The sequence below is a fragment of the Sphingopyxis macrogoltabida genome (assembly GCF_001314325.1).
Classification (GTDB): domain Bacteria; phylum Pseudomonadota; class Alphaproteobacteria; order Sphingomonadales; family Sphingomonadaceae; genus Sphingopyxis; species Sphingopyxis macrogoltabida.
In genome coordinates, this window is the sequence record NZ_CP009430.1 from 86,475 (window position 1) to 108,691 (window position 22,217).

Below are 22,217 nucleotides of genomic sequence, written 5' to 3' on the forward strand. Positions count from 1 at the left end.
TCTCTTACTGGCCGACGAACCGCGGTCGGCGTTTTTCCTGGAATGCGACGAGCCCTTCGGAGGCGTCGGCCGCGGTGGTGGCGTAGTTGAGGACATAATCGATCTCGAGCTGCAAGCCGGTCTGAAGATCCCCTCGAAGCCCCTCTTTGAGCAGGTATTTCAGTCCTTTCAGGCCGAGAGGACTCTTGCGGCAGAGGTCGGCGACGAGGCCATCGATCGTCTCGGTCAATTGCTCGTCGGGCACTGCCCTCGAAACGAGTCCGATCCGTTCGGCCTCTTCGGCTCCCACCAGCGCGCCGGTCGCCATCAAATAATGGGCACGCATCGGGCCGATGACGCGCGGTAGCCGCTGCGACCCACCCGCGCCCGGCAGCTGACCGAAATTGAGATGACCGTCACCGATCTTGGCCGAATGCGCGGCAATCACGATGTCGCAAGCCAGCAGAAGCTCCAGACCGCCGGCGACGCAATAGCCTTCGATGATGCCGACAAAAGTCTTCGAAGATCGCTCCATAGCCTCGAATAGCTGGTAGAAATCGTCGAGGAAGCTCGCAAAATTGTCGGGATTCCGGTAGAGTTCCATATAGCCGATGAGGTCGCCGCCCGCGGAAAATGTTCCGCCTTGGCCGCGAATGAGGACTAGCTGCACGGTAGCATCGTCCTCAAGACTGACTACATGGCTTCGAAGGGCCTTGACCGTAGCCCAGTCGAGCGGATTCTTTTGATCCGGGCGATTTAGCGACAATTGGACGACGCCCTCGGAAATCCTTTCGAACAGGATAAGATTGGTGTCATTCGATACCAGTTTGATTTCGGATGTTGCTCCGACCATCGATCAATCTCCACATTCCCTGTCGCAATCGCGGCGTTTTTTGAACGCCGCGATGGGGACTTCGAATTGTCAAAGCGCATGGACGCGCTGTCGATGATGTGACAATTTCAATGTCCGACAATCGGACTAGTTCAAGCAGCGGCGCCTGTCAATTGAATGGTGTCGATTTTCGGAAAAACCGGTTGTCGGACATTGGTCAAAATGACATGACAAGTTGCGTCTGGAAGCTGCGGAGTCTTGAGACAGCAGCCGGACCCCAACGCGCGATCAGTCGCGATGTACCGACCGGCGAAAGGAACTATTGAGTAGAGAATTGCGCTGGCGGTGCGGGGGCAACCGCCGAGGGACTATCGCCCTTAATTGTCGGGAACGGCGGCCGCGACGAAATCGAGGGGGCCATCGATACTGATGCCGATCTGGTCATAGCCGCGTTTCATGTCGGACATATGCCGCTTCATCCACGTTTCGACGCCTTCGACGTCACGCTCGCGCATGAGGCTGTAAATCTTGCGATGCGCGTCCAGAACGCGCTTTTGCGTTTCAAGGCGCGACAATATGATTCTGCCCGCGGGATAGAAGAGCAGCGAGATCGGTTCGCGCGCAAGGCTCAGCGCCCGGTTGTTCGCTGCCTCGCCAATGATGTCGTGAAACTCTATATCCAGCGCCACGACACTGTCGATATCGTCGATCGAAGCATTCATTTCAGCGATATTCTTTTCGAGCGCGCGCAATTGGTCGTCGGTAATATTCTTTGCCGCCAAGGTCGCCGTGATCGTCTCCATCGCGTGTGAAGCTTCGAAGAGTTCGCGGAACGTGATCTGGTGCAAGACCAAGGCTCGCGATGCGCGCGATGCCAGCTCGCCATAATGGGGAATGGCGACACGCAGCCGCTTGCCGTCGCGGCGGACGAGGCCCTCATGTTCCAGGCCCCGCAATCCCTCGCGAACCGTCGAGCGATTCACGCCCAACTGGTCCGACAGCTCGGCCTCTGTCGGCAGCCAGTCGCCCGCTGAGAGTTGCCCGGACGTGATCATTTCTCCGACCATATCGGAAACGCGGCGATACGCAGGTGTGACATCGAGCTTGGCGAACAATTTCTATTCCATTTCTTTGTCGGGTTTCCCAGATTGACACTGGAACATGTGGTAGCGAACTGCAAGGTTTACCGCGAACGCCAGCCTGTCAAGCTCGCCGCCGGTATCGGCGTAGCTGACGCTTAGCGGCGCTGCGGGGCGGGGGCTAGACCCGAGCGTCATCGCATCCGGAATCCGCTTTGCTGTGGAGGGCGATATTGATGGGAACGGCCGACTGGATGGGCATAAAATTGATGGACTCGAGTTCGGCTATATCGAGTGAAGACAGGTGACCGCTAAAGGCGCCGGTGCGCCCGTCGGGATCGTCCTCCTGCCGAAGCTTTCCCCACAAGTGCGAGAGACTGATCGCGCCGCTGCGGATCGTCGGATCGGCTTCGACGCGCGCAACGACGCTGCCATGGGCAGAGGTAATCCGGATCCAGTCGTCGGTCTCCAGCCCTTCGGCCGCCATGTCCGACGGGTTCATTGAAGCAGGGTTGGTCGGAAAGCGTTTGCGCGTGCGCCCTGCGTGGCGATAGGCGCTGTTCACCGTATAGAGCAGCCGGCGTGTCGTCAGCCGATATTTGAATGCCTCCGACCTCGGTTCCGCGATCGCTTCCGCAAGTTCGCGCGCGACGTCGGGCGGCAGAAGGTCGAGGCGAAACCCGTCGTCCTGCGATGCTGGCAGCACCCTGTTGACGAGATCGTCGCGGCGGACGCCATGGGGCGCAGCGACCAACTCGTCATAGTCGGTGCGGCCGAAGGTCGAGGCATAGAAGCGCAAGATAGTCGCCACTTCGGGCTTCGCGGTCATATCGAGGGCGAGGGTGGGGCCGACGACAGTCTCATAGGCTGCCGGATATTGCGGACGCTTCAGTTCGAGCTGGAGGCCAAGGCGGCGCGCGATCTCCCAGAAGAACTCCCAGTCGTCGACGATGCCGTGCGGGCGTTCCATGAATCCGCGCACCACATTCGCGTAGGCGATCGGATTATAGCCATCGAACATTCCGGTGATGTCGTCATGCTCATAAGGAAGGCTCGTCGAGATGACATAATCCGAAATCGCTGTCGTCTCCGTCGATCGGACGTCGAGCGTCACGAGCAGTTCAAGCGCGTCGAATGCCGCGAGCGATTTGCCGGGATCGACCAGCGCCATCGCCGGATTGCCGCCCACCACGATCAGGGCGCGCAGGCGATCCTCTCCCTTGCCGATAATTTCATCCGGAAGCAGCGCGGTCGGGAACTCGCCGAAGATGCGGCCCGTGTCACGGCTCCGCAACTTTGGCTCGCATTCCCAGCTGCGATTGGGAGGGATGATGCGTTCCTGGACCTCGTTGGGTCCGAACAAATAACCCGTATTGGTCACCGGATCGCCGGCCCGGCGATAGCCGGCGCAAATAGCATTGAGGACCATGACCAGATGTTCGGCGAGGTTGGACCGCGGGCTCATGTTCGGCCCGGTACCGGTCGCAGCGCTGGGCCGTGCCGCTGTCGCGAATAATTTGGTCGCCTCCTCGATCTGGCTTGATGGCAGGCCTGTACGTTCGGCAACCCGGTCGAGGTCAAATTCGCGGACGGCTTCCCGCAACGCATCGAGCGACCCGATCCAGCGATCGCAAAATTCGCGGTTTTCCCAGCCATTATCGAGGACCAGCCGGATCATTCCGCCGAACAGCCAGATATCCTCGCCGGGGCGGATTTGGAGATGCAAGTCGGCCAGCCGGGCGGTTTCGGTCAATCGCGGATCGACCACGATCAGCTTCAGACCGTTTTCTTTTCCCTGTTTCAGCCACTTGCGCGGATTGGCGGCCGGGACGCCGCGGACCGCTGCATGCGTCAGGACAGTGTTCGACCCGACCATGAGTCCTACGTCGGCGTCGTGGATATATCTTGGACCTGGTGCGAACATTCCCATCCGGCTGATGTTGACCCATTTCGCAGACTGGTCGAGCGTCATGCTCGAGAAGATGTAAGGTGAGCCCAGCGCGTGCATAAAAGCGCGAAATGCCGAATGCGCCATCGCATTCATGTTCGCGCCGGTACCGAAATAGAGACCGACGGCGCGGGGTCCATGTTCATCGATGATGTGGCGCAATCGTTCGCCAATTTCGTCGAATGCGGGCTGCGCCTCGACGCCCGTTTGCGCGGCTCCGCGGCCTTTGCGGTGCTCGAACAGCCGGTCCTCGCCGTTGTGAATATCGTTGCTCGCGAGAGCTTTCGGGCAAAAATATCCTTTCGTCAGCGGTTGGTTCTTGTCGCCGGTTACCGACAGAAGGCGATTATCCTCGATCGTGACTTCGAGCCCGCACTGCGCGGTGCAGTTGCGGCAGAAAGTATACTCGGTTGTTGGCACCCGCGGCTCCTTGACACTTTCGCGGTTCAGTACGATTGTCTGACAGTACACCGGAAGAGGATGCAGCGCAATGCATGCCTCCAAGCAATGGGCAGGACGAAAAAGATGGGCCCCGTTGGGAAAGCAACTGTCGCAAGCGGAGCTGGAACTGTGGGCGTGGGAGGGGGAGAAGGGCAATCGGGCCGGCTCTATCTTGGCTGGCGCATGGTCATCCTCGCAATCTTTTCGCAGACCTGCGCGGTGGGGCTGGCCTATGGCATCAACGGATCGATGGTCACCTGGGTCCAGGCCGAGTTCAATACCACGCGGGCCCTTGCGTCCGCCGGCATGCCTGCGATCCTGCTGACGCAAGCGCTTGTCGCGCCCTTTATCGGCGATCTGCTGCGGCGAAAGTCGATCCGGCTGATCATGATGACGGGCGCGGCCCTCTTCGCGATCGGGCATGCCGCCCTCTATTTTGTGAGCAGCATCTACGCTTTCATTGCCATTTATGCCTGTCTGCTCGGTCCCGCCTATTGCATGCTCAGCCATGTGGCGACCTCGACCCTCGTCATCAACTGGTTCGGTGACAAGCGCGGACGGGCGCTCGGGATCGCGAACATCCCGATCGCACTCTTTCTCTTTCCGCCGATCATTGCCGCGGTCATGCTTGCCTTCGGGCCGCGCGCGGTCTTCGCGGCAGGCGCCTTGCTTTCGCTCGGACTGATTCCGCTCCTCGCCTTCGTCATTTCCCGGCCCGGGGGCGCGCGAGGTCTGCCGTCGATCGCAGGCGAGGGCACCGACGTGCGCGCCGATGAGCAGGGCATCATAAAGCGCCGCGATATGCTGAAGACCGTCACCTTCTGGATTATCTGGTTCGGAAATGGGACCTTTGTCGCCGCGGGCGCGACAATGGCAATCGTGCTCGTCCCCTATGCCTTGTCAAAGGGCATAGCGCTCGAATGGGCGGCGGTGGCGTTGTCCTGCTACGGCCTGGGAAGCATGGTCGGCGCACCGACATGGGGCGTGATTGTCGACCGGGCCGGCCCCTCGCGGACCTTCGTGTTGCTGGCTACCCTCGAGGCGATCACATGGACCACCCTCTTCCTCTTTGGCGGCAACGCGGCGGTCATCATGGTTGTCGGTGGCATTATCGGCTTTTGCAGCGGCGGCGCCGCGGTTCCGTTGCTCACTGCAACGCTCGGGGTTTGGCTTGATGAACGCAATTTCAGCCGCGGCCTCGGGCTTCTCTATTTGCTGAAACTTCCCTTCAGTGCAGGCATCCCGATCGTGTCGGGGGTCATCTTCGACCTGTTCGGAAGCTATCAGCTCCTTCTCGTCTCCTTTGTCGTTCTGATGCTTCTCAACGCCGCTCTCTTTTCGTTTCTCGAGATCAGAAGGTTCGTGTCGTCGGGCGAGGCGAGTCGTTGAGGGCTGGCATTGCGTGAGCGGGCGACGGGGCACTGTAACGGCGAAGAATTGGAAGTTGTGGGCGCGGGGCGCCGCGGCGTTGTTCAAGCTTCAAGTCACAGGCGCGCTGCGGCATTTCACGCTGAGGAAGTTTGGCCCGGAGGCGTGGGGCCAATGCACACACCTCCGAGCCCGCCGATCATCCTTCGTCCCTTTAGAAGGTGATCGAGGTCCGTACGCCGTAGCCAATCGGTTCGGCGACAATGTCGGAGAGGCCAAAAGTAGCCTGCGTATTCTTCTGGTAGAAATATCTCGTATCGGTCACGTTATTTGCATAAACGCCGATCGAGAAGGCACGGTCGCCGTTACCCAGATTCTTGCGGATATCGGCTGACATGTTCACCAGCGCATAGGCTTTTTGGCGTGCGAACTGCAGCGGGCCAAGCGCGGCGGGGTAAAAGTCGTAATTGGTGGTGTAGCGGGCATTGGCGCTCAACTGGAACTGCCAGTCGCTGGACAATTCCTTCTTGATCGTGAACCCGCCGGTGAGCGTCCATTTGGGTGCGCGTGGAAGCCGCACGCCCGCCAGGTCCGCGGATGCGTTGACCAACGTGTTCGTCACCGGATCGACGACGACGATCGAGCCATTCGGATAGTCGAGATATTTGGCGTCGAGGTAGGCTGCGGACGCAAATAGGTTGAGCCACTCGGCGGCATCCCAATCGAAATCAAATTCGCCGCCATAGCCGCGGGCGCTACCGGCATTGGCGAGGACCTGGCCGCTGGTCTGCCCCCACCGAGTGGACCGATTGGTTTGTTAGTGCATTAAGCTCATCGCCGCCATATCCGGACGGAGGTGGAGCGAAGCGGAACCGGAGGCCGGATATGGCGGTGTCGCCGTTTCCGGTGCCGGTGGCCGGTAGCCCAAGCTGCTATGCGGGCGGACGGTGTTGTAATGCCGCCGCCATGCCTCGATCAGCACCCTGGCCTCGGCGAGGCTGTAGAAGATCTCGCCATTGAGCAGTTCGTCGCGAAGCGACCCGTTGAAGCTTTCGTTATAGCCATTTTCCCATGGTGATCCCGGCGCGATATAGAGGGTCTTTACGCCGATCTGCCCCAGCCATTTCTGGACGGCGGTCGCGATAAACTCGCTACCATTATCGGATCGTATATGCGCTGGCGGCCCACGCGAGATGAACAGGTCGGCCAGGGCCGCCAGAACATCCTCATGCTTGAGTTGCCGTGCAACGATGAGCGCCAGGCATTCCCTGCTGGCCTCGTCGATGATCGTGAGGATGCGGAACTTGCGACCGTCATGCGTCCGCCCCTCGACGAAATCGTAGGCCCAGACATGCCCCGGATATTCGGGGCGTAGCCGGATGCACGATCCGTCATTGAGCCATAGACGCCCGCGCTTTGGCTGGCGCTGCGGGACTTTCAGTCCTTCACGCCGCCATATCCGCTCGACACGTTTATGGTTCACCGTCCATCCCGCATGGCACAGCAACGCCGTGACCCGGCGGTAGCCGTAACGACCATATTGCTTCGCCAATGCAATGATGTCCTCGGTCAGTGCCTGTTCGTCATCCGCCCCGCGCGGCATCTTGCGCTGCGTCGATCGATGCTGACCCAGCACCCGGCATATCCGTCGCTCGGATACCCGGACTGGCAGATCCCGTCGTACCTGATCGATGCAGCGCCGCCGCCGCGCGGGGCTCAGAAGTTTCCCCGTGCAGCCTCCTGCAAGATCAGCTTGTCCAAGGTCAGGTCCGAGATCGCCCGGCGCAGCCGCTGGTTCTCCTTCTCCAGATCCTTCATCCGCCGCGCCTGGTCGGTCTTCAGGCCGCCATACTCCTTGCGCCACCGATAATAGGTCTGCTCGCTGACCGCGATCCGGCGACAGGCTTCAGCCGTGCTCGCTCCCTGCGCCAGCACAATCTCAACTTCACGCAGCTTGCCGATGATCTCTTCCGGCTTGTGCTTCTTGCTCGGCATTCAATGTCCCTTTCATGGTCCAGACTATCATAGTCTCTGGGCCACTCAGCGGGGGGCAGATCACCGCCGGCGCTCAGGTCTGTGATCGTGACCTGGGCGTTGCGATATTTATAATAGAAGAGCGCGAGGTTGGCTCGAAAATCTCGACCGGGCGATACATATTTGATGCCGGATTCATAATTGTCGATACGCTCGGGCGTGATGATCGTGGTTGGGCGAAGAGCGACGGTGCTGAATCCGCCAGCCTTGTAGCCGCTCGTCCAGCCGCCGTAGACGTGGAAATCGTCGAGATCGAGATTTACCACGGCGCGGCCAGTAAAAATATTGCTCGACGTTTCCTGCCGGAACTCGGGATCTGCGCCCGGGTCATACGCGAGCAACGCCGACGGCGATCGCACGCCGCGAAGTTTGCGATTGTCGTGCGTGTACCGGCCCCCCAGGGTAATGGTCACTCGATCGATCGGCCTGACATAAAGTTCGGCAAAACCGGCCGTCGATGTCGTCGGGACGAAATTCTCGGTTCGCAAATCGGTCAGCCCGCCGAACGCCAGGCCATTGAAGGTCGTGTGATTATAGTCGTCGGCATGCGAATAGGATCCGCCCACCATAAAGTCGAAGGCACCGCCAAAACTGGTGACCAAGGAGAGGTCTTGTCCATACACTTTTCCGCCTTGATCGGGATCATAGTCGAAGAAGGAAAAGGTTGCGGCATTCCCCTGGTTCGAAAAGACGCGGGCCCTGTTATTGAAATAATAGCTCTGGCTGTTGATCGTGAAATCATCGACCGCATAGGTCAATTTGAGCGACGCCCGGAAGAAGTCGTAATCCCAGGACGATTGGTGGCTGTTGGTCGCGATATCGAAATAACCCTCGGTCGGGTTGAGATCTGCACCCGGGATCGGCAGATTGCACGCAAGGCAATATTCCTTGGGGCCGCGCACGGCCTGCGTCGCGTTTGCATCGTCGCTGTGAAACTGCTCGACAGTCAGATCGGCGGTCAGATCGGGGGTGACTTCCCATTTGACCTTGCCGCGAACATTGTAGGAAGTTCGGCCGCCCCAGTCGCGGCCATCCACGATATTGCGAAGATAGCCGCCATAGTGAGTGATCTGGCCGGCAAGACGGATCGCGATCGTGTCCGACAGCGGGGCGTTCGCCACGGCGGAGATCAGCGCATGATCGCGGTTGCCATATTCGGCGGTCATTTTGAGCGAACTCTTGCCGAGGACTGGTTCAGCGTAGCTGTAGAGGATAGCGCCGCCCGAGGCGTTCCGGCCGTAGAGCGTTCCTTGGGCTCCGCGGAGAATCTGAACACCAGCCATGTCGAAAATGTCGGTAAGGGATCCAGCTGCGTGCGGCTGATAGATTCCGTCGATATAGATTGCGGTCGAAGCCTCGATGCCGGGGGTGGGGCTCTGCGATCCGATGCCGCGAATATAGGGCTGAGCGTAGCCGTAACTGGTCTCGAAATTGAGACCCGGCGCAAGGAGCTGGACGTCCTTTGCGCTGATAATGCCCATCGTTTCGATGCGTTCGGTGCTGACGGCGGCAACCGCGATCGGCACATCTTCGAGGCGTTCCGCGCGGCGCTGCGCCGTGACGACGATGTCGCCCCCACTCGGCGGCGCTGTCTCCGCGGTGCCCTCCTCCGGACTCGCCGTTTGCGCGTTCGCCGATCCGTGAAATGCCATTGCGAGCAATGAAGCCGAAACGACGGCGCGCAAGCGGAATCCAGTCATAATTCCCTCTCCCTGTGGTAGCGCAGAAATTACGCGCAGACGGTTGGACCGTTCTATAGTCCGACAATCATATTGTATGGCGAACGCGAGTCAAGCGCGACTGCGCGACCGCTGATGAAAAATGGCAATTTCCCTGATTGCGCGCATATTTGATTCGCGCAGGAGCGCTTGCGGAGCGATGTCTTCGAGGGGCTTAGCGACGTGCTAAGGTGAAAGGGGCGCAGGCTCGAACATCAGATTGGCTTGCCATTCACCATTGGCGACAAGCTGAGTGATCAGCTCACGGATGAGTCTCGCGATCGTCTCCGTCGCCGATGCGCCCGACCGTTCGGGGAGCGTGCACAAGATGAGCTGCCGCCGGGGCGTGGGCATTTCCAGCGGTGAGAATTGAAGCCTTCCGGTCGCGACTTCGCGATTAACGGCCGACAGGGGCAAGGCCGAAAACCCGAGCCCAGCCTCGACGAGTTCCTTCAGGACCAGCAGGGAATCTGCCTCGAAGCGAATATTCAACGGTCGCGAGGCACGCGTCGCGGCGCGCTCAAGAACGACGCGCAGTCCGTGGGGATCGCTGGGCAGGATCAGGTCGCTGAGTGCGAACTGGTCGAATGTGGTCGGGCGGTCGGGCGCGAGGCTGCCGCCTCCCGGCCCGATCATCACCAAGTCTTCCACGAGGAGATCCTCGGCGTGAAGATGGAAGTCCGCTGCCGGCCCATAGAGGATCGCGGCGTCGATCTCGCCGCCCTGCAGCCAGTCGACTAGATAACCCGTATATCCCTCGACGATCCGCAGCAAGAGACCGGGGGCGCAGCTCGCGACATGGCGCGCGATGCGACCGGCAAGGATGCAGCTTACGGTCGGGGGCATCCCCAGGGCAAGGGGCGTGCGGGCGCCGTCCGAGCCCATTCGCACTTCGCCGATTGCCCGGTCGATTGCGTCCAGAGGGTCGAGAATGCGTTGTTGGAGGTCAAGCCCGGCGGCCGTCAACTCCATGCCTCGTCGATGGCGCGTGAATAGCGCTATGCCGAGTTCCGCCTCGAGGAGTCGGATCTGGCGGCTCAACGCCGGCTGGGCAATGCGCAGCCGATCGGACGCCTTGCTCAGCGATCCCAGTTCGGCAACCCGCAGAAAATTGCGCAGCCACTTATGGTCCATCGCGTCGGCTCCCGCATCCAGGCATCGATACACAATGCGTAGCTATCAAATTCTGTTATAGCAAATTCGTCGGATTGTCTGACCTTCTTTCGGTCGCGTATCCTAAGAAGGCGACATGACAGACGAACCCCAAGACGCGCTGGACGACAGCATCGCAGAGATTCGCGAGGCGGTACGAAGACTCTGTGCCGGCTTCCCCGGTTCCTATTGGCAAAGGCTTGATCGCGAGCGAACCTATCCGACCGAGTTTGTCGAAGCATTGGGCGCGTCGGGCTTCCTCTCGATCCTTATCCCCGAAGTCTACGGCGGTTCGGGCCTGGGTCTTGAGGCGGCGATCGCGGTTCTCGAGGAAATTCATGCATCGGGCTGCAATGGCGGCGCCTGCCATGCGCAGATATACACGATGGGTACGCTGCTGCGGCACGGATCGCCCGAACAGAAAATGCGATATCTGCCCAAGCTGGCGGACGGCTCATTGCGGCTTCAGGCTTTCGGCGTCACCGAACCGACGAGCGGCACCGATACAACGCGCATTGGCACCTTTGCCCGAAGGTCCGGCGATCATTATTATGTCAGTGGCCAGAAGATCTGGATCAGCCGGGCCGAGCATAGCGACCTTCTCGTCCTTCTTGTGCGTACGACGGCGCTTGCCGACGTCGACAAGCCATCGGACGGGATGACGGTGCTCCTCGTCGACCTTCGCGACGCCGTCGGCAACGGATTGTCGATCCGGCCGATCAGGACGATGCTTAATCATGCGACCACCGAGCTCTTCTTCGACGAGCTTCCCGTACCGGTCGAGAACCGTATCGGCGATGAAGGGCGCGGGTTCCGCTATATCCTCGACAGCATGAACGCCGAACGGATACTTATCGCCTCGGAATGTATCGGCGATGGCCGATTTTTCGTCGATCGCGCGAGCGTCTATGCCCGCGAACGTTCAGTGTTCGGCCGTCCGATCGGCATGAATCAAGGCGTCCAGTTCCCAATTGCGCGCGCGCATATTGCGGTCGCGGCCGCCGCCGAAATGGTTCGGAAGGCAGCCAAGATGTTCGACGCGGGGACGGCCTGCGGCACGGAGGCCAATATGGCAAAGCTGCTGGCATCGGAGGCGTCCTGGCAGGCGGCGGACATGTGCGTCCAGACCCACGGCGGCTTCGGCTTTGCAGAGGAATATGACATCGAGCGCAAGTTTCGCGAGACGCGGTTGTATCAGGTCGCGCCGATTTCCACGAACCTCATCCTCAGCCATGTCGCGACACATGCGCTGGGATTGCCCAAATCGTTCTGATGACGCGTCCGCTCGAGGGACTGCTCGTCGTGTCGGTCGAACAGGCCGTTGCCGCGCCGCTTTGCTCCGCAAGGCTTGCGGACGCCGGTGCGCGCGTGATCAAGATCGAAAGGCCTGAAGGCGACTTTGCGCGCGGCTATGATCATGTGGTTCACGGTGAAAGCGCCTATTTCGTCTGGCTCAACCGCGGCAAGGAATCGATCGCGCTGGACTTCAAGCAGCCGCAAGATGCCAGGTTGCTATCGAACATGATCGCCTCGGCAGATATCCTCATCCAGAATCTCGCGCCCGGCGCGATGGCGCGCGCCGGTTTCGGCTCGGCCGAATTGCGGAAACGGCACCCGCGGCTCATCACTTGCGACATTTCGGGATACGGCGAGGACGGCCCTCAGCGCGCAATGAAGGCATACGACCTCCTGATCCAGTGCGAAACGGGGCTCGCATCGATCACCGGCGCGCCGCAGGCACCGGGCCGCGTCGGCGTTTCCGTTGCGGATATCGGATGCGGGATGAACGCCCACGCCGCCATCCTCGAGGCCCTCTATCATCGTGACCGGGTCGGAACGGGGCAGGGGATTGCCGTTTCGCTCTTCGACAGCCTGGCCGAATGGCTTGCCGTTCCCCTTCTGCATCAGGACTATGGTGGAAAAGCGCCGGAGCGTGTCGGGCTCGCGCACCCGGGAATTGCACCCTATGGCGCGTTCGTAGCAGCCGATGGCCGGCGGATCGTCATTGCCGTGCAGAACGAGCGCGAATGGGGACGGCTATGCGCCGGGGTCCTCGAACGGCCGATCCTGGCAATCGATCCGAAATACGCGACCAACAGTCTGCGCGTGGCGAACAGGCCGGAACTCGATGCCGTGATCGCAGCCATTTTCGCGCAGCACCTGGCGCCGACGCTGGTTGCGCGATTGAAGCAGGCCGATGTGGCGTTTGCCGCGGTGAATTCGCTGGCAGACCTGACCGGGCATCCGCACCTCCGACGCATTACGGTTGGTAGCCCCACCGGGCCGGTAGGACTACCCGCTCCGCCGGTGGTGACGACATTGACCGACGGCGATTACGGGCAGGTGCCCGCGCTCGATGCTGACGGAAGCGCTTTGCGGGCGGAATTTGGTGCGCACGCCTGAAGTCCGGAACGGGGCACCTACCCGCCGTACGATCACATGACGGGACGCGGCAGCGCTGCCACGCGTTCGGGGATCCCGCCGCCGAGGCGCTTCACTTGCGCTGGCTGCGCCATAAGCTCATGCGGAAAGCCGAGGCTGACGGCGCTGGCCGCGTCGAGCTGGCCTTTCTGTTCGGACGAAAGCTCGATTTCGGTGGCACCGAGCGTGTCGAGCATCTGCGCATGCGTGCGCGGCCCCAGGATTGGCATGATGCCTCGCGACATGGCCCAAGCTATCGCCACTTGCGAAGGCGCTGCGCCGACATCGTCGGCAACGGCCAGCAACGTGTCCAGCACAGTCGTCCGCTCACTGCTGTCCTCAAACTGAACAAGCTTAGGAAAAGCGGTCGCCCGGCCTTCCTCGCCGCGCCGGTATTTGCCGGATAACATGCCCCCGCCAAGCGGCGACCATCCGGCCATTCCCAAACCAAAGGCTTCGGCCATCGGAATGATTTCGCGATCGGCGGTCCGCTCGAGCAGGCTGTATTCGAACTGCACGGCACATACGGGCGCCCAGCCGCGAAGTTCGGCGAGCGTCGATGCCCGTGCCGTCCGCCAAGCCGGAAAATCGGACAAGCCGATGTACAGGATCTTTCCGGCGCGAACGAGGTCATCCAGCCCGCGCATGATTTCGTCGATCGAGGTCACGCCGTCGGGCATATGAACCCACAGCAGATCGATCCTGTCGGTTTTTAGCCGCGCCAAGCTCCCTTCGACCGACTGTACCAAGTTCTTGCGCGCGTTGCCGATGGACAGCAGCGGCCGCTCGGGCGCTGGTTGCATCGTGTATTTGGATGCGAGGAGCAGTTCGTGACGCTTGGGCGCAACGAAGTCGGCCAACACTTCCTCCGCCTCGCCATATTGATAGCTGTCGGCGGTATCGATGAAGTTGCCGCCTCGTTCGACATAGGCATCGAAAATCCGGATCGCTTCGCCGGGATCGCACCCATATCCCCAGCGCGATCCGAACATGGCGGTGCCGAGGGCAAGCTGCGACACGCGCAAGCCGCTTCCGTGACCAAAGTGTATATATCGCAAAACCGCATCTCCGCTCAGGGTCAGGCTATCATTGCCCGATTGTCGGACAGTGTAGCGATTCGGCCGCAGCCGTCAACGGCCCGGATATACCCGGCCGATTGGCGGGCTTTCGGATATCTGCGTAATAAAAGGTCTGAATCGGCCGAATATCGCGCAAGATCGAGGATCGACGGCGAGGAAATTTGTCGAACACGGTGCGAAAGGGCGCCGGCCCTCCGCCGCCGACGAGACACAAGCCGGACTTGACGGCCGCCTTTTTTTGTTCGATTGTCGGACGGAAATGATGCGCGACTTGGAGGGCTGGAGAGAGGATGGCACTGTCAATCGATGATCGTCTGGCAATCGAGGAACTGCTCTACGACTATGCCACCGCCATGGAGGTGGGTACCGAAGACGATCTCGTTGCCCTGTTCACGGGCGACTGCGCACTCGACAGCGTCGTCCACGGCGACAAGTCCGGCGAAGAGGTCATCAGGGAAAAATCGCGACGCTCGCAAAAGAACCGGCACCTCTACCGGCTGCGCCGGATGTTCACGAATTTCCGGATCAACGGGGATGGCGATCGGGCGCATATGACGGCCTGCTTCGCCGAGTTTCTGACCTATCTCACCCCCAAGCCGAACAACCCCTATCCGACGTCCGAGCTGATATATGTCGGCGAGTTCGACTGTGATGTTCGCAAAGTCGACGGCAAATGGCTGTTCGAGCGCCGAGGCGTCAGTGTTGACTCCCACCTTGGCGTGAAATCCGGCCAATGACGCCAGGACACGACATTCCCGCCAGGCTGGCCCGGCTCCGAGCCGTTATGGTCGCGAACGACTGGGATGCGGTCATTGCATCCTTACCCGAATCGGTTCTCTACCTCAGCGGCGCGCTCATCCATACGCAGCAACTGATGCGGCGGCGGCAATGCGCGGTCGTTGCCGTGCGCGAAGGCACGGCGACCCTGGTCGTGGCGGAAGTGGAGCTGCCCCTCGCGCGGCGGATGGCCGGCGATATGCCGATCCGCACCTATAACGAACTGACTGAATCGGCCTGCAGCGTAGCAGCAGCCATTTTGCGGGAGGGGAGCCGCGTGCCCGCGACGCTGGCCATCGAGCGCAGCTACCTGCCGGCCTTGGATCATGACGTCCTGACAGCCGCTTTGCCAACGACCCGGGTCATCGGGGGCGATGCTGAGCTCATGGCGCTGAGGCGGGCCAAGTCGCCGACGGAGCTCGCCGAACTTTGCGCCGGCGCGCAAACCATCGATCGGGCAATTGATGAAGCCATTCGGGCTGCACACCCCGGAATGCGCGAAGATGCGCTCTCCGAGCTTGTCCGCGCGAACATCCAGCGGATCGGCGGTGCGGGTGTCTCCTTGGCAAGCGGCATGGTCGCAGCGGGAGAGAATCTTCTTGTGCCGCATCATCATGCCGGGAGCCGCCCGCTTGAAGAAGGGGATGTGGTCAAGGTAGCCGGCCGTGCAACATTCCATGGCTATTACGCCCAACTGGCTCGAATGGCCGTTGTAGGCGCCGCGGCGCCGGAATTCGCCGACCGTTATGCGCGGTCCAGAGAGGCGCACCGATATCTTCTCGGCGCGTTGAGACCGGGCGTCCCGGCGGCGCAGGTCTACGAGGAAGTGATCTCGAAGCGAGAAGGGTTGCAACTTGCCGCGCGGCTTGCGCACGTCGGGCACAGCATGGGCCTCGAATATATGGAGAGCCCGAAACTGGCGCCTGGATCGGACGAGCTGCTCGAGGCCGGCATGGTGATGCAAGCCACGACGGTAACCAATGACGCCGTGGCCGGACTGATCCAGATCGTCGATATGGTTGCGATCGAAGCCGGCGGCGTTCGCATCCTGAGCGATGTGGTCGATACAACCACGCCACTTGTTATCGGGGCCGCGTCCGGTCCTGCTGCCTCGATGCCGGCCGACGCCGCGCCCCCGAAAAAAATGGAGAAGAGCAATGGCTGAAGTGATGGACAATCTCGTCCGGTTTCTGACGCAGACCCGCTATGAAGACCTGCCGACCGAAGTCGTCGATTACACCAAATTGCTTTGCCTCAGCCAGCTGGCGGCGGTCGTAGGCGGCGTCAACATGAAGGCAAGCAAGATTGTCTTCGATCAGGTCCAAACGGCAGGGGGCGCCGGCGAGGCGGGTGTCGCAGGGTATAATTGCAAGCTTCCGGTTGCGCAGGCCGCATTTTGCAATGCCGTGTTTGCCCACACGACCGAACTCGAGGATGACGCGTTTCCTGACCGGACGACGATCGGCACGATCATCCCCGCGATGTTCACGCTGGGGGACGCGCTAAAGTCGAGCGGCCCCGCGCTGATCCAGTCGATCGTCCTCGGTTTCGATATCCAGGCCAAAATGGCTCTCATCTCGCGTGCGGGATATAAGGGCAGCATGGCCTTCTCGACGGGAGGCTGGGGCACCGCTGCCAGCGCGACGCGGCTTCTCGGGCTCGACGCCGACCAGACGCGGACGACAATGGCCATCGCGACATCGCTCGTGGGCGGTCTTCTGCACCAGGTCCCGAGCATGATGCATTTCATGGAAAGCGGCGTGGCGGCGCGCGACGGGATTACCGCCGCTTATTGGGCGCGTGCGGGCATCACCGCCAACCCCGACATTATCGAGGTTCACGAAGGCTTCTGGGATATGTTCGCCCTCGATCGCGCCGACCTTGAAAAATATGGCGAGGCGCTCTCGGGCGAGCTTCGCCTGATGCGCGTCGGTATCAAGAAATATGGCTGCGCCTATCTGATGCAGCGTATCATCGATGGTGCGCTCGAATTGCGCGACAATTCGCAATTCACCTACGATCAGGTCGAGAGCGTCCAGCTTCATATCGCACCATGGTTCGACGAATTCCTTCGCCGCAATCCGAAGACAGTTGACGAAGCGCGCTTCAGCGCCAGCCATGTCCTCGCCGGTGTGATCCTCGGTCGGCCGATCGACCTGGCGACGTTCAGCGACGAGGCGATCCACGATCCCGCCTATCGCGATGCGGAAGACAAGATTACGCTCGTCATGCACGAAGAGCGCGGGAACATCCGTTTCGAAGGGCCCGACGAACTGGTCATCCGGCTGAAGGACGGCCGCGAACTCAGAAAGATGTGCGAAATCGCCCGAGGCTCGCCGCCGCACTATCTCTCGGTTGACGACGTCTGCGCCAAATTCCGTCAATGCGCCGGCTATAGCGGCTATCTTTCGGACGAGACGATCGATCGCATCTTCGAGACCGTCCTCAATCTCGACAAGGTCGAAGATGTCAGCGTTATCACCGACCTGCTGACCTTCAGCGAGAAGAGCGCATCGCGGCAGGCCGCCTGAGGAGGCTCAGCCGACTTCGGTCGGCTCGGCAATATTACGGGAAAATCGACATGAAGACGAAAAAGCTCGGCGACCTCGAAGTGGGTGCGCAAGGACTTGGCTGCGCTGGCCTTACAGGTTTTTACGGGAGGCCATTCGACGGCGAGGCCGCCACCGCCGCGGTCACCGCGGCTCTGGATAGCGGCGTTACCTTCTTCGACACGTCGGACAGCTACGGCCACGCGACCGAATTCGGGTTCGGTTGCAACGAGGAGTTTCTCGGGAAAGCCTTGAAGGGGCGTCGCCATGAGGCCGTGATCGGCACCAAGTTCGGATTCTTGCCCTCGGCCGGCGGCATTCAGAACGGTGCGCATCTCTCGGAGCGCGGGGTCTCGGCCGCCACCGTGCGAGCCGATCCTGCCTATATCCGTTCAGCTTGCGAAGCCTCACTGAAACGCCTCGGCGTCGACTATATCGATCTCTACTTTGCGCATCGCCTCTCACCCGAGGTCCCGGTCGAGGAGACGATCGGCGCGATGGCCGGTCTGATCGAGGAAGGCAAAGTCGGTCATATCGGCCTCTGCGGCGTATCCGCCCATCTGCTCGAGAGGGCGGCCGCGGTCCATCCGATTGCTGCGCTCGAAAGCGAATGGTCGCTCTGGACGCGCGATATCGAACATGAGGTTCTGGCCGTCGCGCGTCGGCACAATATCGGCGTCGTCACCTATGCGCCCCTCGGCCGGGGATTTCTCACAGGTCAGCTGAAAACGTTCGAGGATTTGCCGCCTGACGACCTGCGCCGGACCTTTCCACGTTTTCAGGGAGACAATTTCCGGAAAAACCTCGAGCTGGTCGATCATATTCACGCACTGGCAAATAAGAAGGGGTGTACGGCCGCCCAGTTGGCGCTCGCCTGGCTCGACGCGAAGGGGCCGGACGTCGTCCCGATCCCGGGCGGCGAACGGCCGGAGTTTGTTCTCGACAATGTCGGCGCCCTCGCTGTCGACCTGTCGGACGAGGAAATCGCGGCGATGGACGACGTCTTCCCCCTCGGCGTGGCGTCGGGCGCCCGTTATGCCAATATGTCCAACGTCAGTGATGCGGTCGATATCGGTAAGCTCGAAACCACCAGGCAGTGACTGCGAGAGGGTCGAAATTTCCAGCGCCGCTCGTGCTTGCCAACATGACGATTGGCGACGCGACGCCGATCGAGCTGATCGACGCCGCCGCTGCCGGTGGATTCGATGCGATTACGCTGCGTATCGTCGCGCCGTCGCCGCAGCACGCGATCCAACCCGTCATCGGCAACGAACCGCTGCTGCGTGCGATCGCGGAGGCGGTCGATGCCACGGGGGTCCGTATTCAGGATATCGGCGGAATCTGGCTGGCTCCAGATACGGAAGTCGAGAATTTCGTACCGGCGTTCGAAACCGGCCAGCGGCTTGGCGCGACGAATTTCATGATGGGGGCGAACGACCCAGACGAGATGCGCGCGACCGACAATCTGGCCCGTTTTTGTGAACTCGCCCGGCCGTTCGGCATCAAGGCCATGGTTGAATTCATCCCTTATAACCACACGCGTTCGCTCGTCGATGCCTGCAGGATGGTGGCTGCCGTCGGGAGCGACGCTGCCGGCGTCGTGGTCGATGCGCTGCATCTCGACCGGTCGGGTGCGCTCCCCGCCGACCTTGCCACGATCGATCCGGCGTTGATCGGTTATTGCCAGATCTGCGATGCTGTAGCCGAGCGTCCGCTCCTGGCCGACCTGCCGGTCGAAGCGCGGACGGGCCGTCTATATCCTGGCCAGGGCGCACTGCCGCTGATGGCGTTGCTCGATGTCATTCCGGACGGAATACCTATAGGCGTGGAAGCTCCGACCGCAGCCTATGCCGATTTGTCGGCGGTGGAGAAGGGGCGGCTCTGCGGACTCGCGACGCACATGTTTCTCGAGCACTATATGCAGCGGGGCAGCCAGTGACATCCAGTCCAACCTACAAGACGATCTCGATCGAGAAAGAGGGCGCCATCGACTGGCTCACTCTCGATCGGCCCGATCGTCTGAACACGATCAACCCGGCGATGTGTGCGGATCTCCTCGACTATTTCGGCAATCTGCAATGGGATCATTCGGTCCGGCTCGTCATCCTTCAGGGACGGGGCCGCGCCTTTTGTGCCGGCTACGACCTTGACGAGGCCGATGCCGTCAGCGGAGCACGGGGAACCGTTCACGGCCTTGCTGCACAGCGGCAGGTGAGCGAGGTGTTCATTCGCATGCGGCGCTGTCCGCAGCCGATCCTGTGCCTCGCGCATGGCGCCGCTGTCGGTGGCGGTTTCGGCCTGGTGCTCGCCAGCGACATTAGGATCGTCGCCGACAACGTCCGGATGAATGTCGCTATGGCCAACGTTGGCCTGACGGGCTGCGATGTCGGAATAAGCTATTTCCTGCCGCGCGCTGTCGGTCAGTCGGTGGCTTCGGAATTGATGATGACGGGTCGAATGATCGGTGCGACCCGCGCGCTGTCGATCGGCTTGGTGTCGGAAATTGCAGAGCCCGAAACGTTACGTTCAGCCGGCGAAAAGATGGCGGGGGAAATGTTGCGTCTATCGCCGCTGGGCTTGCGGATGACGAAAGAAGGTGTGCGCATGGGCATCGACGCGCCGAGCCTGGAAGCGGCGGTTCTCATGGAAGATCGCGGCCAGATCCTTTGCGCCGACGCAGGTTTGATGCGCGAAGGAATCGCCGCGTTTCGGGAGAAGCGCGAACCCGAATACCCGGATGGGGAATAGCAGATGACTGCATTCCCGGGCTCCGACCTGAACGGGAAGGGGCGTAAATTTCCTCGCCTCTTCACGCCGCTTATGCTCCCGGGGCTAACGTTGCCCAATCGCGTTGTGATGGGGTCGATGCATACGGGCTTCGAGTCGAGGGCCGACGGGATGGAATGTCTGGCTGCATTCTATGTCGAACGCGTACGCGGCGGGGTGGGTCTGATCGTGACGGGAGGATTTTCGCCCAACGACGAAGGCGAATTGCGCGGGCATCGCGCTCAGATGAGTTGCGAAGATGACGCAACCCGGCACCGCATCGTGACCGATGCCGTTCACGATGCTGGTGGCCATATCCTTCTCCAGCTCCTGCACTCGGGTCGATATGGCCTACACTCGCGCATCGTCGCGCCATCTCCTGTGAAATCGCCTATCGGACGCGAGGTACCACGCGAGCTTTCCGGTAACGAAATCGAACAGACGATCGAAGACTTCGTCAAGGCGGCGCGGCTCGCCCGTTATGCCGGCTATGACGGCGTCGAAATCATGGGTTGCGAAGGCTATCTCATCAATCAGTTCCTCGCGGTCTGTACCAACTTGCGCACCGACGACTGGGGCGGCGACCTCGAAAACAGGATGCGATTTGCGGTAGAGATTGTTCGCCGGACACGGCGCGAACTCGGCGAGCATTTCATCATTTCCTATCGGCATACAGCGCTCGACCTTGTCGAAGGGGGGCTGACCGGCGACGAGATTGTGACCGTTGCAAAAGCAATAGAAGCAGCGGGGGCAACGCTTCTCAATACGGGCTTCGGCTGGCACGAGGCCCGGATCCCGACCATCGCCCAGCCAGTCCCTCGCGGAGGTTTCGCTTGGGCCGTGAAACAGCTGACCGCTGCGCTCGACATTCCTGTCATCGCGTCAAACCGGATCAACACGCCCGAGGCCGCCGAGGCCATCCTCGAACGCGGCGAGGCCGACGCCGTCGCGATGGCGCGCGCGATGCTGGCCGATCCTGCCTTCGCCGCAAAGGCCAGGGAAGGCCGGTCCGGCGCGATCAATATCTGCATCGCCTGCAACCAGGCGTGCCTCGATCATTATCTGCGCGACGATATCGCAAATTGCCTCGTCAATCCGCGGGCGGGACGCGAAACGTCGCTCCTCTATCGGCCCGTCGACCGGCCCAAGCGTATCGCCGTGGTTGGCGGCGGACCCGCCGGTCTGTCATGCGCGTCCGTCGCGGCCGAACGCGGCCACGATGTCGTCCTGTTCGAACAGAACTCGGAACTGGGCGGGCAGTTCAACTTCGCCAAACATATCCCGGGAAAGCGCGAATTTGGTGATTCCATCGCCTATTATGCCGATCGCTTGGCGCGTGCTGGTGCTGAGCTCAGGCTGAATTGCGAAGCGCAGGCTGCGGAGCTGGAGGGATTTGACGAGGTGGTCATGGCTACTGGTATCGAACCCAGATGGCCCGACATTGCGGGCATCGAGGAGGGACATGTGATTGGTTACGCCGACCTCCTGTCCGGAAAGGCGGAGCCCGGCGAGAGAATCGCCATCATTGGCGCGGGGGGCATCGGAGTCGATGTCGCGCTTTATCTAACGGGTCGGCAGAGCCGTTCGACACTCGATCCGATTGCTTTTCGCGAGGCTTGGGGAGTCAGCGACGATCCGCAGATCAGTGGAGGACTCGCGTCGGGCGGCCCGGTTCATCATGCGCAGCGGCACAATATCACAATTCTCAAGCGGTCCACGACACCCTTTGGCAGCAATCTCGGGCGCAGCACGGGATGGGCGTTGCGGGCAGAGTTGCGACGCAGCGGCGTGGCGGTCATTGGCGGCGTCGAATATCGTGCGATCACCAAGAAGGGAGTCGTGATCGCCATCGATGGGGCGGAGCGACTGGTTCCTGCCGATACTATCGTTATTTGCGCCGGGCAGACATCTTGCCGACCCTTTGAGATCGACGGCCCGAGAACGCATTGGATCGGCGGCGCGCGCGTTGCCGGAGAATTGGATGCTGAACGCGCAATTCTTGAAGGCGCCGAACTGGCAGCGCGGCTTTAAATAGCATTCGGAAGCACTTATTAATTCGGCCAGTTGTGACTGG

General features: G+C 61.1%; 18 protein-coding genes. 10 read left to right on the forward strand and 8 right to left on the reverse strand.

All coding sequences use genetic code 11. From position 1 onward, the window contains the following. Window positions 1-4: 4 nt before the first annotated feature. From LH19_RS25400 to LH19_RS25410, 3 genes are all read right to left on the reverse strand, one after another. On the reverse strand, window positions 5-832 hold the full coding sequence (locus LH19_RS25400; protein WP_054734574.1) for an enoyl-CoA hydratase/isomerase family protein: 828 nt from the start codon (window positions 830-832) through the stop codon (window positions 5-7). A 356-nt stretch (window positions 833-1,188) separates the two neighbouring features. Beyond that, window positions 1,189-1,926, reverse strand: a complete 738-nt coding sequence (locus LH19_RS25405) for a FadR/GntR family transcriptional regulator (RefSeq protein WP_054734577.1) — start codon at window positions 1,924-1,926, stop codon at window positions 1,189-1,191. A 145-nt stretch (window positions 1,927-2,071) separates the two neighbouring features. After that, window positions 2,072-4,309, reverse strand: a complete 2,238-nt coding sequence (locus LH19_RS25410; protein WP_234716237.1) for a molybdopterin-containing oxidoreductase family protein — start codon at window positions 4,307-4,309, stop codon at window positions 2,072-2,074. 219 nt (window positions 4,310-4,528) lie between these two features. On the opposite strand from LH19_RS25410, the gene LH19_RS25415 reads away from it, so the two are divergent. Further along, window positions 4,529-5,668: an MFS transporter gene (locus LH19_RS25415; protein ID WP_234716246.1), complete on the forward strand. Its 1,140-nt coding sequence runs from the start codon at window positions 4,529-4,531 to the stop codon at window positions 5,666-5,668. A gap of 193 nt (window positions 5,669-5,861) precedes the next feature. Here LH19_RS25415 and LH19_RS25420 read toward each other — a convergent pair whose 3' ends face one another. The 4 genes from LH19_RS25420 to LH19_RS25435 all read right to left on the reverse strand — a co-directional run bounded on the left by LH19_RS25420 (window position 5,862) and on the right by LH19_RS25435 (window position 10,533). Then, window positions 5,862-6,257 (reverse strand): TonB-dependent receptor, encoded by a 396-nt coding sequence (locus tag LH19_RS25420; RefSeq protein WP_145923675.1) that lies wholly within the window; start codon window positions 6,255-6,257, stop codon window positions 5,862-5,864. Window positions 6,258-6,464: 207 nt separating this feature from the next. After that, window positions 6,465-7,582 (reverse strand): IS3 family transposase gene (locus LH19_RS25425; protein WP_234716247.1). Its coding sequence is split into 2 segments (ribosomal slippage): window positions 6,465-7,378 and window positions 7,378-7,582, totalling 1,119 coding nucleotides; the frame shifts between segments, so codons are not numbered across the junction. Then, a complete protein-coding gene (locus tag LH19_RS29565; RefSeq protein ID WP_234716238.1) occupies window positions 7,486-9,366 on the reverse strand; it encodes a TonB-dependent receptor in 1,881 nt (626 codons plus the stop codon). Before LH19_RS29565 ends, LH19_RS25425 begins: the two co-directional genes overlap by 97 nt. Window positions 9,367-9,585: 219 nt before the next feature. Continuing rightward, entirely contained in the window at window positions 9,586-10,533 is a 948-nt protein-coding gene (locus LH19_RS25435) for a LysR family transcriptional regulator (protein WP_054734590.1), read from the reverse strand. Window positions 10,534-10,648: 115 nt separating this feature from the next. Here LH19_RS25435 and LH19_RS25440 point away from each other — a divergent pair, with 115 nt between their 5' ends. Both LH19_RS25440 and LH19_RS25445 read left to right on the forward strand, forming a co-directional pair. Beyond that, window positions 10,649-11,824, forward strand: a complete 1,176-nt coding sequence (locus tag LH19_RS25440) for an acyl-CoA dehydrogenase family protein (protein WP_054734594.1) — start codon at window positions 10,649-10,651, stop codon at window positions 11,822-11,824. Continuing rightward, window positions 11,824-12,954, forward strand: coding sequence for a CaiB/BaiF CoA transferase family protein (locus LH19_RS25445; RefSeq protein ID WP_054734598.1), 1,131 nt, complete (start codon window positions 11,824-11,826; stop codon window positions 12,952-12,954). Before LH19_RS25440 ends, LH19_RS25445 begins: the two co-directional genes overlap by 1 nt. A 32-nt stretch (window positions 12,955-12,986) precedes the next feature. On the opposite strand, the gene LH19_RS25450 is transcribed toward LH19_RS25445, so the two are convergent. Further along, window positions 12,987-13,991: an aldo/keto reductase gene (locus LH19_RS25450; RefSeq protein ID WP_234716240.1), complete on the reverse strand. Its 1,005-nt coding sequence runs from the start codon at window positions 13,989-13,991 to the stop codon at window positions 12,987-12,989. A gap of 350 nt (window positions 13,992-14,341) precedes the next feature. On the opposite strand from LH19_RS25450, the gene LH19_RS25455 reads away from it, so the two are divergent. From LH19_RS25455 to LH19_RS25485, 7 genes are read left to right on the forward strand one after another with little or no spacing between them, the layout of a single operon-like run. Then, the gene (locus tag LH19_RS25455; protein ID WP_054734603.1) at window positions 14,342-14,788 is read left to right on the forward strand and encodes a nuclear transport factor 2 family protein; all 447 of its coding nucleotides are present in this window, start codon (window positions 14,342-14,344) and stop codon (window positions 14,786-14,788) included. Further along, window positions 14,785-15,993, forward strand: a complete 1,209-nt coding sequence (locus LH19_RS25460; RefSeq protein WP_082396394.1) for a M24 family metallopeptidase — start codon at window positions 14,785-14,787, stop codon at window positions 15,991-15,993. The genes LH19_RS25455 and LH19_RS25460 overlap by 4 nt, the downstream gene beginning before the upstream one ends. After that, entirely contained in the window at window positions 15,986-17,359 is a 1,374-nt protein-coding gene (locus LH19_RS25465; protein WP_158514496.1) for an MmgE/PrpD family protein, read from the forward strand. The genes LH19_RS25460 and LH19_RS25465 overlap by 8 nt, the downstream gene beginning before the upstream one ends. Before the next feature lie 50 nt (window positions 17,360-17,409). Continuing rightward, on the forward strand, window positions 17,410-18,477 hold the full coding sequence (locus LH19_RS25470; RefSeq protein WP_054734611.1) for an aldo/keto reductase: 1,068 nt from the start codon (window positions 17,410-17,412) through the stop codon (window positions 18,475-18,477). A gap of 44 nt (window positions 18,478-18,521) precedes the next feature. After that, window positions 18,522-19,316 carry a sugar phosphate isomerase/epimerase family protein gene (locus tag LH19_RS25475; RefSeq protein WP_145923676.1) on the forward strand — a complete coding sequence of 265 codons (795 nt, stop codon included), beginning with the start codon at window positions 18,522-18,524 and terminating at the stop codon, window positions 19,314-19,316. Next, window positions 19,313-20,125, forward strand: a complete 813-nt coding sequence (locus LH19_RS25480) for an enoyl-CoA hydratase/isomerase family protein (protein ID WP_054734618.1) — start codon at window positions 19,313-19,315, stop codon at window positions 20,123-20,125. Before LH19_RS25475 ends, LH19_RS25480 begins: the two co-directional genes overlap by 4 nt. A gap of 3 nt (window positions 20,126-20,128) precedes the next feature. Further along, window positions 20,129-22,174 (forward strand): NADPH-dependent 2,4-dienoyl-CoA reductase, encoded by a 2,046-nt coding sequence (locus tag LH19_RS25485; RefSeq protein WP_054734621.1) that lies wholly within the window; start codon window positions 20,129-20,131, stop codon window positions 22,172-22,174. The last annotated feature ends 43 nt before the right edge of the window (window positions 22,175-22,217 follow it).

Bases quoted from the DNA above. Each gene is read 5' to 3' on its own strand.
- LH19_RS25445 (WP_054734598.1), top strand. From the start codon at position 11,824: ATGACGCGTCCGCTCGAGGGACTGCTCGTCGTGTCGGTCGAACAGGCC.
- LH19_RS25460 (WP_082396394.1), top strand. From the start codon at position 14,785: ATGACGCCAGGACACGACATTCCCGCCAGGCTGGCCCGGCTCCGAGCC.
- LH19_RS25475 (WP_145923676.1), top strand. From the start codon at position 18,522: ATGACGATTGGCGACGCGACGCCGATCGAGCTGATCGACGCCGCCGCT.
- LH19_RS25415 (WP_234716246.1), top strand. From the start codon at position 4,529: ATGGTCACCTGGGTCCAGGCCGAGTTCAATACCACGCGGGCCCTTGCG.
- LH19_RS25440 (WP_054734594.1), top strand. From the start codon at position 10,649: ATGACAGACGAACCCCAAGACGCGCTGGACGACAGCATCGCAGAGATT.
- LH19_RS25455 (WP_054734603.1), top strand. From the start codon at position 14,342: ATGGCACTGTCAATCGATGATCGTCTGGCAATCGAGGAACTGCTCTAC.
- LH19_RS25465 (WP_158514496.1), top strand. From the start codon at position 15,986: ATGGCTGAAGTGATGGACAATCTCGTCCGGTTTCTGACGCAGACCCGC.
- LH19_RS25470 (WP_054734611.1), top strand. From the start codon at position 17,410: ATGAAGACGAAAAAGCTCGGCGACCTCGAAGTGGGTGCGCAAGGACTT.
- LH19_RS25485 (WP_054734621.1), top strand. From the start codon at position 20,129: ATGACTGCATTCCCGGGCTCCGACCTGAACGGGAAGGGGCGTAAATTT.
- LH19_RS25435 (WP_054734590.1), bottom strand. From the start codon at position 10,533: ATGGACCATAAGTGGCTGCGCAATTTTCTGCGGGTTGCCGAACTGGGA.
- LH19_RS25400 (WP_054734574.1), bottom strand. From the start codon at position 832: ATGGTCGGAGCAACATCCGAAATCAAACTGGTATCGAATGACACCAAT.